Source organism: Luteibacter sp. P4_D7_3 (assembly GCF_056401735.1).
The window spans coordinates 1-11,662 of sequence record NZ_JBFUIT010000112.1 but is presented as its reverse complement, the minus strand read 5'-3'; the positions used below and the strand labels follow the sequence as shown (position 1 = coordinate 11,662).

The window sequence follows — 11,662 nt, the reverse complement described above, 5'->3', positions numbered from 1 at the left end:
GACGTTGAGGTTGCGTGCGGCACAAGCGCCACGCCGCTTCGTTGCTCGAGGCTTGATGAGCGACCAGGCTGCTTTCTGTAGGAGCCGCTTCAGCGGCGAACCCTCRGGYTGTCGGGYTTGCGAACGAGGCCTTGTGGKGMTTGGGCGAGCGGTTGAACGCCTGCACGATGCGACGCAAWGCCTCGTTCGYGACRTCACCGCTGAGGGTTCGCCGATGAATCGGCTCCTACAAGAGCGGTGCTGCATCGTGCTGGTTGTTGCTCGGCCACATGCAACCTCAGCGTTCGGTGCCGCGAGGGGCAAGGCCCTTGGGGACGCCTAAGCTGAGGGCCGCTCAGTTCACGGGCGAGCGAGAGCGATGCCTACGGCCCGTCTCGAAGAGCCGCGCCGCGGCCCCAAGGGCCTTGCCCCTCGCGGCTTCGACACGGCGACCGGCGGCGACCGGCGGCGACCAGCGGCGACCGGCGGTGACAGGCGTACGCCGTCACCGCTCCGTTGGCTTTCGCCGATGAATCGGCTCCTGCGTTAGGAGCTATCCGCGGCGCTTGCCCTTGCGCATGTTGGCACGCGAGTCCGCGATCATCGTGCGCATGGCGACAGCGGCTTCGTTGGGCCGGCGGCGACGGATGGCTTCGTACACCGCGCGGTGGTGCGGTAGCGAATACTTGAAGTTCTTCGCCGTCCGGGCCGACATCACGAAGTACGTGGCCAGGGCGGTTTCGATCACCGAGAACAGCGAGCTGAGTAGCTCGTTGTTGGTGGCGACCAGCACGGCGTCGTGGAATTGCAGGTCGGCCGCTGCCCACGCATCGAGGTCGGGGGCGTCTTCCATGGCGTCCAGCGCTACGCCGATCGCGTTCAGTTGCTCGGGCGAACGGCGGCGAGCGGCGGCCATGACCGCGGCCGGCTCGATAATCTCGCGCATCTCGACCAGCTTCTCGACGAAGTCTTCGGTTGGCATCGCCGCACAACGCCACGAAAGCACGTCGGCATCGAGGTGGTTCCAGAAGGTCGGATCGCGCACGCGCATACCGGTCTTCTGCCGGGTCTCGATCAGGCCTTTGGCCGCAAGAACCTTCAGCGCTTCGCGAAGCACTGTGCGACTGACCGACATCTGCTCGGCCAGCTGTGACTCGCCGGGTAACGGCTCACCCGGACGGAGTACGCCACTGACGATGGATTCACCGATCTCTTCGATGACGCGCGCGTGCAGGTTGCGCGTCCCCCCTGCTTTCAAAGCCATGGCGTTCCAACACCTGACGAAACGGAGTGCCCATCGTAGCCGACTTGCGCTCCAGGACGATGACGCACCGCAACTTGTCATTTGTCTGACAAATATGATCTTGTCGGGAGATTCCTGGCAGCCGGAGTGAGTGATGAGAAAATTCGGAACGAGTTTGGTCACGGCGGTCCTGCTGGCCACGGCGACGGCCGCTTCGGCCGGTGAGGCTTCAAAGGCGTCGTTCGGCACGACACCGGACGGCAAGGATGTAACGCTCGTCACGTTGACCAACGGTCATGGCGTCACCGCGAAGGTTCTTTCGCTCGGCGCGGCGCTTTATGCACTCGACGTCCCGGACAGAAACGGCAAATCCGGCGACGTTGTGCTCGGCTACCCGGATCTGAAGGGCACCTTCGCCATGCCGCAGTACTTCGGCAACACGGTGGGGCGCTACGCCAACCGCATCGCCAAAGGCAAATTCACTCTCGATGGCAAGCAGTACAACGTGCCGGTCAACAACGGACCCAACTCGCTGCACGGCGGCAAGGTCGGCTTCGACAAGGTGATCTGGAGCGTCGACAAGGTCGAGTCCGGGGCGCGGCCCAGCGTGACCCTTACCTATGTAAGCCCGGATGGTGACCAGGGGTATCCCGGCAAACTCACCGCTACCGCCACCTACTCGCTCGACGACAAGAACGAGTTGACCATCGAGTACACGGCGACGACGGACGCACCGACGATCGTCAACATCACCAACCACACCTACTGGAACCTCGCCGGGGAAGGCTCCGGCAGCGTGATGGACCAACGCCTGATGATCGCCGGCGATGCCTACCTGCCCACGGATGCCACCGCGATTCCCACCGGCGAGGTGCGCAACGTGGCGGGCACCGACTTCGATTTCCGCAAGGCCAAGCCGATCGGCAAGGACGTCCGCGACGCGAAGGAAGAGCAGATCGTCTTCGGACGCGGTTACGACCACAACTGGGTGATCTCCCGGAAGGAAGCGGCGCAGCCGCGTGAGGTGGCCCGGGTCAGCGATCCGAAGTCGGGACGCGTGCTGTCGCTCTGGTCCGCCCAACCCGGCCTGCAGTTCTATTCGGGCAACTTTCTCGACGGCACCACGTCGGGTAAATCGGGAGGCGTCTATCGCCAGGGCGATGCCTTCGCGCTGGAACCGCAGTTGTTTCCCGATACGCCGAACCACCCCGACTTCGGCTCGGCTCGCCTGGAGCCCGGCAAGACCTACCGCAATGTCATGACGTACAAGTTCTCCGTGGACAAGAGCGCGAAGTAACGTTCCCGCGTCAGACCTCGTGATGCAGCGCTTCCGCCGGCTTCTTCCGGCGGAAGCGTGGCGCGAGCTCCACCATGTACATCGCGGCCAGCACGAGCGCCCCGCCACCGACCATACGCGTCGTGAGTACGTCCACGCCAAGGAGCACGGCAAAGCCCGCGGCGAATACCGGCTCGGTCGTCATCACGATGGCCGCGCGCGTGGCGGGCATGTGGGTCTGCGCCCAGGTCTGCACCAGCATGGCGAACGCACCGGCGACCAGCGCCATGTAAAGCACGGCCACCCAGGCCTTCGTATCCGGCGGCAGCGCCGGGCCGTGATGCGGGATGGTGGCCAACAGACAGACCGCCGCGATGCCGATCATCTGGACGGCGGACATGCCGAACGCTTCGCCAGGCTTCGACCAATGACCGAGGCCGACGATATGCAAGGCGTACAGCGCAGCCGAGGCGAGCGTCAGCAGGACGCCCAGATCGACCTCGAAACCGTTCAACGCCAGCACGCCCAGTCCGACCATGGCCACGCCCACGGCGAGCCACGTGGTGGTCGGCATGCGCTGGCGAAAGATCAGTAACGCGAGGATGGGCGTGATCACGACGTACATGCCGGTGACGAAACCGCTGACGCTCGGCGACGTGAGCGCAAGCCCTTCGGTCTGCAACCACTGCGCGAACCCGTAAAGCACCCCCAGGGCAAGCCCACGCACCCGTTGTGCACGACTCAGCCGCCAGACCGGCCGCGCAAACAGGACCAACATGGTCACAGCCGCGATAACGAAGCGCACGGCGAGGAAATCGGTGACCGACATTCGGCCGACGACATCCTTGATGAGAACGAACGTGGAGCCCCAGATCGCCGTGACGGCGAGCAGGCCAAGGGTGGCGAGCCCGCTGTCGCGCGACGACTTACCGCTCACCGACGACGACGCCGGGCGAGCTGGCCTGGAATCTTCAGGATGAAATGCGTCCAGATGCCCAACCAGACCACGCTGCGGACCAGCGCGTTACTGGCGGCGGGATCGTGGCGGCGAAACCACAGGTACATGCTGCGATGCTTGTGACGGCTGACGAAGACCGGCCGATGCCGGCTCGAGCCACCCTTGCCATGCAGCACACGCACGTCGCCGGCAAGCACGACGCGATAGCCACCATCACGGGCACGTCGACACAGGTCCATGTCTTCGCAATGGAGAAAGAAGGTTTCGTCGAAGCCACCGAGCCGCTCGAACACCGCGCGTGACATCAACAGGATGGCACCCGAGACGATCTCGACCTCCTCCGCACCGTCCGGCATGGGCCCCTCGATGTCGATGCCATCGACGCCTTTCCTGCCGAGCACGGTATTCAGCGAGCGACGAAGCAGTGGATCACGCCGGCGCGACGCGGCGTCGGGATGACCGGCACTGTCGCAGACCACGGCGCCGACGATGCCCGTGTGGACGTTCATGTGCGACGCCATGCGCGCGATCGTATCGGGTTCGACCAGGCAATCGGGATTGAGCACCAACAGCCGGTCGCCGCGAGCTTGCGCCGCACCGCGATTCACCGCCGGYCCGAAACCGAGGTTGGCCCGGTTGTAGACGAGGCGAACGCGCTCGTCGTCGGCATAGGCCCGATCGAGCGCTTCGGGAATACCGTCGGTCGAACCGTTGTCGACGATGATGATCTCGACGGGCACGTCACTGGCGAGTGCGTGATCCACGCACTCGCGCGTAAACGGCCCGCTGTCGGCGAGCACGATGACGATACTGGTAAGACCTGCGGTAACCGTCACCGAACCGTTACTCCGTTCAGCCCACCCACACGCGCGCATTGCGGAACATGCGCATCCACGGTGAATCCTCGCCCCAGTTCTCCGGATGCCAGCTCATTTGCGCCGTACGGAACACGCGCTCCGGATGCGGCATCATGATCGTGACGCGACCGTCGGCAGCAGTGAACGCGGCCAGGCCACCCGGCGATCCGTTCGGGTTGAGCGGGTAGCTCTCCGTCGGCTTGCCACGGTTGTCGACGAAACGTGCCGAGCCATGGCTCTTCGACGGGCTGCAGACGTTCGGAAAGTACACCCGACCCTCACCGTGTGCCACGGCGACGGGAATACGCGAACCGGTCATGCCGCGGAAGAACACGCTGGAGGAATCCAGGATCTCGAGCGTCGCCAGGCGTGCCTCGTACTGCTCGGACTGATTACGCAGGAACTGCGGCCAGTGCTTCGCGTCCGGGATGATGTCCTTCAGCTGCGACATCATCTGGCAGCCGTTGCAAACCCCGAGGGCGAACTTGGTGCCGTCCTCGAAGAAGCGCGCGAACTGCTCGCGTAGCGCATCGTTGTAGAGGATGGACGTGGCCCAGCCACGACCCGCGCCGAGCACGTCACCGTAGGAGAAGCCGCCGCAGGCGGCGAAGCCGCGGAAATCCTTCAGGTGGTGACGACCGCTGGCGAGATCGGACATGTGGACATCCACCGCATCGAAGCCGGCGCGACTGAACGCCGCCGCCATCTCGACCTGCCCGTTCACACCCTGCTCGCGCAGGATCGCGACGCGCGGACGCACGCCGGTGTTGATGTACGGCGCCGCGATATCTTCAGCCGGGTCGAAGGTGAGCTTCGGCGAGATGCCTGGATCGGCATCGTCGAGGCGCCAGTGGTTCTCCTGGTCAGCGCTCTGCGGGTTATCGCGCAGGCCCTGCATGGCGTAGCTGGTTTCGTTCCAGGCGCGGAACAGCTCGGTGAAGTTCCACTTGAACGCCGTCTCGCCGTTGAGGTGGAGCTTGATGCCGAGCTTTTCCTTCGGACGACCCACGTGGTGCGTCATGCCGGCGAGGTTGTACTTCACGAGCAACTGCTCGAACGCCTCGCGGTTGGCGGCAGCGATCTGCACGACAGCGCCCAACTCTTCGTTGAAGAGGGAGCGCAGCGTCGCTTCGGCCCAGCCGTCCAGACGCAGCTCGAGGCCGCAGCGGCCGGCAAACGCCATTTCCAGCAGGGCGACGATCGCGCCACCGTCGGAGCGGTCGTGATAGGCCAGCAACAAGCCCGCCTTGTTCGCTTCCTGGATCAGTTCGAACATCGCACGCAGGCGCTTCGGATCGTCCAGGTCCGGCGGTACGCCGCCGGCCCGGTTGAAAACCTGGGTGAGCGCCGAACCGCCAAGGCGATCGCGGCCCGCGCCAAGATCGATCAGCCAGAGCTCGCTATCGCCGCGGTCGAGCTTGATCTGCGGCGKGAGCGTGCGGCGGACGTCGTCCACGCGGGCGAAGCCGGTGATGACGAGGGATACCGGTGAAACGGTTTTCTGGGCTTTGCCCGTCTCGTCCGTCCACACGGTCTGCATGGACAGGGAGTCCTTGCCGACGGGGATCGAGATATCGAGGGTGGGACAAAGCTCCATGCCGACGGCCTTGACCGCGTCGAACAGCGCGGCGTCTTCGCCGGCGTGGTTCACGGCGGCCATCCAGTTCGCGGACAGACGCACTTCGTCGAGCTTCAGCGAGGCGGCAGCCATGTTGGTGATGGCTTCACCCACCGCCATGCGCGCGGCATCGGCGCTGTTGAGCAGGGCGATCGGCGCACGTTCGGCCATGGCCATCGCTTCGCCGGTATAGCCGTCGAAGTCGGTCATGGTCACAGCCACGTCCGCCACCGGCACCTGCCACGGCCCGACCATGGGGTCGCGCGCGTTGAGCCCGCCGACGGTGCGGTCGCCGATGGTGATGAGGAAGTTCTTGCTACCCACGGCCGGCAGACGAAGGACGCGCATCAGTGCCTCGTCCATACCAATACCGGTGAGGTCGGCGACGAGATCGACGCGCGGCTTCACGCGGACGGCATCGCGATGCATCCGCGGCGGCTTGCCGAACAGCACGTCCATACCGAGGTCGATCACGGTGAGGTCGCGGCGCGGATCCTTGACGATGAGTCGCGGTTCCGCCGTGGCGTCACCGACGACGGCGTACGGGCAACGCTCGCGTGCGCAGAAGCCTTCGAACAGCGGGAGGTCTTCCGCGCCGATCGCCAGCACGTAGCGCTCCTGCGACTCGTTGCTCCAGACCTGCATCGGCGACAAGGTCGGGTCGTCGCACGGCAGCGCGGAGAGATCGATGATGCCGCCGACGCCAGCGTCGTTGAGGATCTCGGGAATCGCGTTGGAGACACCACCCGCACCCACGTCGTGAATGCTGACGATGGGATTCTCGTCGCCACGCGCCCAGCAGCTGTCGATGACCTGCTGGCAGCGGCGCTCCATCTCGGCGTTGTCGCGCTGCACCGAGGCGAAATCGAGTTCCGCACTCGAGGTACCGGAAGCGACCGACGAAGCGGCACCGCCGCCCAGGCCGATCAGCATGGCCGGACCACCGAGCACGATGACCTTGTCGCCCGGACGCACTTTGCGCTTCTGCACGTGATCGGGTCGGATCGCGGCGAGACCGCCGGCAATCATGATCGGTTTGTCGTAACCGCGACGGACACCCTTGTCGCCGGTTTCCTGTTCGAACGTGCGGAAGTAACCGCCGAGCGCGGGACGACCGAACTCGTTGTTGAACGCGGCGGCGCCCAGCGGGCCGTCACGCATGATTTCAAAGGCCGACGCCATGCGCGGCGGCAGCGGACGATCCTTTTCCCAGGGACGCGGCAGGCCGGGAATACGCAGGTGCGATACCGAGAAGCCGGTCAGTCCTGCTTTGGGCTTGCCACCGCGACCGGTGGCACCCTCGTCGCGGATCTCGCCGCCGGCACCGGTCGCAGCGCCCGGCCACGGCGCGATCGCCGTCGGATGGTTGTGCGTCTCGACCTTGATCGCGAACGGGGCGGATTCCGCCACCGTGCGGAACACGCCGTCCTTCGGATCGACGAAGAGCCGGTTGCCCTCGTAACCTTCGATCACCGCCGCGTTGTCGTGATACGCGGACAAGGTGTGCGCCGGCGATTTCTGGTGCGTGTTCTTGATCATGCCGAACAGCGAGTTTTCCTGCGTCTGGCCGTCGAGCGTCCAGGTGGCATTGAACACCTTGTGACGGCAGTGCTCGGAGTTCGCCTGCGCGAACATCATCAGCTCGGCATCGGTCGGCGCCCGGCCCATCTCGGCGTAGCGCTCGGCGAGGTAGTCGATTTCGTCGTCGGCCAGGGCAAGACCCAGCTGTTGGTTGGCCGCGGAAAGCGCCCCGCGTGGATCGAGACCGAGCTCCACGTGCCCCAGGGGGCCCGGCTCACCGGCGAGGAACAGGCCCGATGCGTCGGCCAGCGACGCCAGAGGCGACTGCACCATGGGATCGCAGAACGCGCCCATGATGGCGGCGTAACCGGGATCGCTGGGACCGGGCATGCCGCTCACGCGCCAGGCGGTACCGCGCTCGACCCGGCGCACGTCGAAACCGGCGCCGTGGAGGATGTCGGTCGCTTTGCTGGACCAGGGCGAGATGGTGCCAAGGCGCGGCACCACCCAGAAGGTGGCGTCCTCGGGACTGCCCGGCTTTGCCTCGAGCACGGACAACAGGCGCGCGCGCGCCTCGCCTTCCGGTGCGACGGCGACGTCGACGAAGTAGGTGAACCAGGCGGCCTGCACGCGCGTACCGTGATGCAGGGCATCCAGGTGGGCGTTCAGTCGTTCGAGGCGAAACGGTGAGAGGGCGCTCTGCCCGTCGAGTGCGATCATGCGGGGGAAAAGGCGCTGCAGGAAAACGCCTATTCTACATGATGTTGCGCGGCAGCATCTTGCGTAGGGAATCGCCGCTGAAGCGGCTCCCACAGGAAGCCCGCCCTTGTGGGAGCCGCTTCAGCGGCGATGCTCAGCCTCAGCCGCCCGGCTCAGCCGCTCCGGGCGGTGCCTGCCGGAGCGCTCAGCGCCTTGAGCATCTGCTCAGGGGTGAGGTAGCCACCGATGACATCGCCGTTCTCGTCGACGATGGTCGGGGTGCCGTTCACACCGAGACGCTCGCCGAGCTCGAACTCGTCCTTGACCGGGTTGGTGCAGCTGGCGGTCTTGACCGCCGCCCCCGACATGGCCGAATCGAAGGCGCTCTTGCGGTCCGCGGCACACCAGACCGACACGGCCTTGGTGTACGACGGCGTGTCGTTACCGGAGGTGGTCTTCACGCCTTCGCGCGGCCAGAACACGTACTCGACGGCGATGCCCTGCTTGTTGTACTCGCCGATGTGCGCGTGCAACTGGCGGCAGAACCCGCAGTCCACGTCGGTGAAGACGGTGATCTTGTGTTTCGGATTGGCGGGCGAGTAGATCAGCCGCTGGGACTCGGGAACCTTCGCCAGCTCGGCCTTGCGCATGCCGGACCATGCCGCCGCGCTGAGATCGGACTTCTTCTGGAGGTCGATCAGGTTGCCGTTGATCATGTAATGCCCATCGGCACTCACATACACCATGCGACCCGACGCGATCACCTGGTAATAACCGGGAATCGGCGCGGGGGCGATGCTCTGCACCTCGATACCGGGGCCGATCCCTTCGACGGCGGCGCGCACGGCGGCCTGGTCGTCGGCAGCGGCAGCCGTCACGGCGAACGCGCCGGCCAGGATCGCCGGAAGGATTTTCTTGAACATAGCGGACTCCAATCTGCTACCGGGGGAAGTGCGGGGCAGGTGTTGGAACACGCGCCTCGCCATCGGTTCCCCCGATTGTGCCACGGGCGCTCAGCCGCGCGGGTGATGCTGGGCATGAAGCCGCTTGAGCCCTTCTTTCGCCACCAGCGTGTAGATCTGGGTGGTACTGAGCGAACTGTGGCCCAGCAGCATCTGCAGGGCCCGAAGGTCCGCACCGTGATTGAGCAGGTGGGTGGCGAACGAATGCCGAAGGACGTGCGGGGAGACGCGTTTCGCCGGAATGCCTACCTGCAGGGCGTAGCGCTTCACGAGGGTCCAGAACATCTGCCGCGTCATGCCGTCGCCGCGACGGGACAGAAACAGCGCCATCGGCTGGCCGTGGCCTCTGGCCAGCTGTGGCCGGGCCTCGCGCAGGTAGGTCTCGACATGATTCAGGGCTTCCTCGCCCACCGGCACAAGCCGATCCTTGCCGCCCTTGCCTGTGACGCGAAGGACACCTTGCCGCGTATTCAGGCCCGTCAGCGGCAACTCCACCAGTTCCGATACCCGAAGGCCTGACGAGTACATCAATTCAAGCATCGCCCGGTCACGCTGACCCAGCGGATGGGTCAGGTCGGGCGCGACGATCAGCGCCTCGATCTCGCGCTCGGCCAACGCCTTGGGCAGGCTGCGCGGCATGCGCGGACGCTGCATGAGCAGGGTCGGATCCTCGCGTGCACCATCGTCACGCGCGAGTTGGGCGAAGAAGCGGCGGAACGCCGACTGGCGCCGCGCCATACTGCGCACGGCTACCGGCTGGCTGCCGTGATACGCGGAAATATCCTCGCGGCCCGCCGTCGCCAGCGAACGTCCGCGGGTACCGAGCCAGCGCGCCAGTCCTTGGAGATCCTGCCGGTAAGCCTCAAGCGTACGGTCGGCAAGCCCGTCCTCCGCCCACACGCGCTCGATGAAGCGCTCGATCAGGCGAGCATCGTCGGCGGCAAGTTCAGCGGAAGGCATAGCGGTATCGACGGACATGAATTCGGGCGTGGCAAGCGATGCCCGAATACTCTCATGCCGGGGCGCCATCGGCGCCGTCTACAATGCCGCGTCGCCAACGCCACGGAATCGCATGATCCCCACCTCACCCGCTCCCGCCTGGCGCCGTTTTGCGGCGATCGTCTATGACGTCCTCGCGGTGGTCGCCATCGTCATGGTCGTGGGGCTGCTCTCGCAGATGGTCACAGGGGGTCACCTGTTCGACGACCACGGCCGGATGCTCACCTGGTGGTACCAGCCACTCCAGGGACTCGTGGTGGGCGCCTATTTCCTGGCGTCCTGGATGCGTGGTGGCCAGACACTCGGCATGCGTCCGTGGCGTATCCGGGTCACGGATGCGAGCGGCGCGCCCGTCAACGGCAAGCGCGGCCTGGTAAGGCTCATCGTCGCCGCCCTACCCCTCGCCCTGGTTCTCATCTACCCGCTCACGTCGATGAAGGCTGCGCTGTGGGCCCCCGTGGTCGGCTGGCTCGTGCTCTTGCTTCCCGCCTGGTTCGACCGCCGTCACCGGGCGATCCATGACATGGTCGCCGGTACCGAGATCCGGCGCCTGCCTACTTGAACTGATCGCTGGCGGGGACCCACGAACCGCTCGCCGCGTTCGGCGCGGGGACGTTGATCTTGATCGAGGCCTCGCAACCCGGTGGCAACGGGCCGCCGGCAATCCTTGCCGCCGTGCAGTACGCCGTGTTGTCGAGGGCCACGGGGGCCGCGGCCACCGTCGCCGAATTCGCGGGCGGAAGGTTCTCGGCCAGCGGTTTCGCCGGAGCCATGGTTTGATTCTTTGCGGTGGCGTCCGGGTTGGCCGGCTTCGGTGGGCCATCGCCAACGCCACAACCCAGACTGAAGATCGAAATCGCATTCATCGTGGCGCTCGCATCCTTGGCGCCTGCCGTGCCGGGGCCGGCCGTACAGTTGAGACGGATGCCGCGCGGAAGCGACACGACGGCGTGTGTCGTCGTGGCTTCCACACCGTGACGGACCGCGGTATCTACGCTCGACTCCCCCTTCGGAGTCCACGCGCCGTCGAACCGTGTCGGCTTGTAGTCGACGTGGAAGTGCGGGCCGTTCTGCACGGTGACGTTGCCGCGTGGCTTCAGTTCCGTGTACGCGCCCACCTGACCGGCCTTGTCACCCTGTCCGCCGACCACGCCGTCGCTGCGGTTCGACGTGCCGCTCGCCCCGGTGAGCCGCTCGCCTTCGTCTACGCCCTTCACGGCGCCGGGTTTGCCGGATTCTTTGTCCGCGCCGGGCGTACTCGAGCCGGAGACGTCGGCCTCGCCAGGCGAGGCTTTGCCTGCCGACTGCCCCTTGACCGCCTCGGCCGCCTGATCCTCGCCCTGCTTGCCTTGAGTCGCGGCGACTTGCGCCGCGGACTCGCCCGCGGCGATGTCGCCGGGAGCCTGGCCCGGCGCGGACGGGGCCGTATCGATGCCGGCGACCGGTCGCTGCATCTCGCCGGGTGACACCGCAGGCGCCTGCACCGCGGGCCGGTCCACTGTCGCGACAGGCGCCGAGACGGACGGCTTCGCCACCGCGTCGGGCAAGGG

Annotated in this window: 8 protein-coding genes and 1 pseudogene; 2 read left to right on the top strand and 7 right to left on the bottom strand. The window is 66.1% G+C overall.

Going from position 1 to position 11,662, the window contains the following annotated elements; translation table 11 throughout:
- Window positions 1–532: 532 nt before the first annotated feature.
- Window positions 533–1,243 carry a FadR/GntR family transcriptional regulator gene (locus AC1DSN_RS11750; RefSeq protein WP_213948606.1) on the bottom strand — a complete coding sequence of 237 codons (711 nt, stop codon included), beginning with the start codon at window positions 1,241–1,243 and terminating at the stop codon, window positions 533–535.
- 133 nt (window positions 1,244–1,376) lie between these two features.
- Between AC1DSN_RS11750 and AC1DSN_RS11745 the strand changes: the two genes are divergently transcribed.
- The gene (locus tag AC1DSN_RS11745) at window positions 1,377–2,519 is read left to right on the top strand and encodes an aldose epimerase family protein (protein WP_477295293.1); all 1,143 of its coding nucleotides are present in this window, start codon (window positions 1,377–1,379) and stop codon (window positions 2,517–2,519) included.
- Between the two features lie 10 nt (window positions 2,520–2,529).
- On the opposite strand, the gene AC1DSN_RS11740 is transcribed toward AC1DSN_RS11745, so the two are convergent.
- The 5 genes from AC1DSN_RS11740 to xerD all read right to left on the bottom strand — a co-directional run bounded on the left by AC1DSN_RS11740 (window position 2,530) and on the right by xerD (window position 10,091).
- Complete coding sequence (locus tag AC1DSN_RS11740) at window positions 2,530–3,435, bottom strand: DMT family transporter (RefSeq protein ID WP_477330800.1); 906 nt, start codon at window positions 3,433–3,435, stop codon at window positions 2,530–2,532.
- Window positions 3,432–4,292 (bottom strand): glycosyltransferase family 2 protein, encoded by an 861-nt coding sequence (locus AC1DSN_RS11735; protein ID WP_477330798.1) that lies wholly within the window; start codon window positions 4,290–4,292, stop codon window positions 3,432–3,434. Before AC1DSN_RS11735 ends, AC1DSN_RS11740 begins: the two co-directional genes overlap by 4 nt.
- Before the next feature lie 16 nt (window positions 4,293–4,308).
- A complete protein-coding gene (gene purL / locus AC1DSN_RS11730) occupies window positions 4,309–8,172 on the bottom strand; it encodes a phosphoribosylformylglycinamidine synthase (RefSeq protein WP_477330796.1) in 3,864 nt (1,287 codons plus the stop codon).
- A 152-nt stretch (window positions 8,173–8,324) separates the two neighbouring features.
- Window positions 8,325–9,074: a DsbC family protein gene (locus AC1DSN_RS11725; RefSeq protein ID WP_477297854.1), complete on the bottom strand. Its 750-nt coding sequence runs from the start codon at window positions 9,072–9,074 to the stop codon at window positions 8,325–8,327.
- Window positions 9,075–9,164: 90 nt separating this feature from the next.
- Window positions 9,165–10,091: a site-specific tyrosine recombinase XerD gene (gene xerD / locus AC1DSN_RS11720; RefSeq protein ID WP_477330794.1), complete on the bottom strand. Its 927-nt coding sequence runs from the start codon at window positions 10,089–10,091 to the stop codon at window positions 9,165–9,167.
- A gap of 94 nt (window positions 10,092–10,185) precedes the next feature.
- On the opposite strand from xerD, the gene AC1DSN_RS11715 reads away from it, so the two are divergent.
- Window positions 10,186–10,674: an RDD family protein gene (locus tag AC1DSN_RS11715; RefSeq protein WP_477297853.1), complete on the top strand. Its 489-nt coding sequence runs from the start codon at window positions 10,186–10,188 to the stop codon at window positions 10,672–10,674.
- Here the strand turns inward: AC1DSN_RS11715 and AC1DSN_RS11710 are convergent.
- Window positions 10,667–11,662, bottom strand: a pseudogene (locus tag AC1DSN_RS11710) (hypothetical protein); the annotation flags it as partial. The gene AC1DSN_RS11715 and the pseudogene AC1DSN_RS11710 overlap by 8 nt on opposite strands.